The organism is Mesorhizobium sp. M7A.F.Ca.CA.003.01.2.1 (assembly GCF_003998945.1).
Taxonomy (GTDB): Bacteria; Pseudomonadota; Alphaproteobacteria; order Rhizobiales; family Rhizobiaceae; genus Mesorhizobium; species Mesorhizobium ciceri.
Window position 1 is genome coordinate 1 of sequence record NZ_RZRA01001584.1, and the last position, 582, is coordinate 582.

A 582-nucleotide genomic window follows, 5' to 3' on the forward strand; every position below is an offset into this window, starting at 1 on the left:
TGCCGGCCAAGCTCATCGGCCGCGATGCCAAGAACGATCTCGCCGTGCTGAAGATCAAGTCGGACAAACCCCTGCCGACCGTCAAATGGGGCGATTCCGACAAGCTTATGCCAGGCGACCAGGTGCTGGCCTTCGGCAACCCGTTCGGCATCGGCACCACCGTCACGGCAGGTATCGTCTCGGCGCGCGGCCGTGACCTGCATAGCGGGCCGTTCGACGATTTCATCCAGATCGACGCGCCGATCAACCACGGCAATTCCGGCGGCCCGCTGGTGGATGTCGCGGGCAATGTCGTCGGCATCAACACGGCGATCTATTCGCCCAATGGCGGCAGCGTCGGCGTCGGCTTTGCCATTCCGTCGGACCAGGCCCAGAAGGTGGTGGCCAAGCTGATGAAGGGCGGCTCCATCCAGTACGGCTATCTCGGCGTTCAGATCCAGGAGGTGACACCGGATGTCGCGAGCGCCATCGGGCTCGACCATCCCGGCGGCGCGCTGGTTTCAGAGGTCAATGACGGCTCGCCGGCGGCCAAGGCCGGCATCGAGACGGGCGACGTCATCACCAGCTTTGCCGGGCAGGACG

General features: G+C 65.1%; 1 protein-coding gene. It reads left to right on the forward strand.

Annotated elements, in window-relative coordinates:
* Positions 1 to 582 (forward strand): trypsin-like peptidase domain-containing protein (locus EN969_RS34365; RefSeq protein WP_127419942.1); only part of this gene is annotated, 582 nt, incomplete at both ends.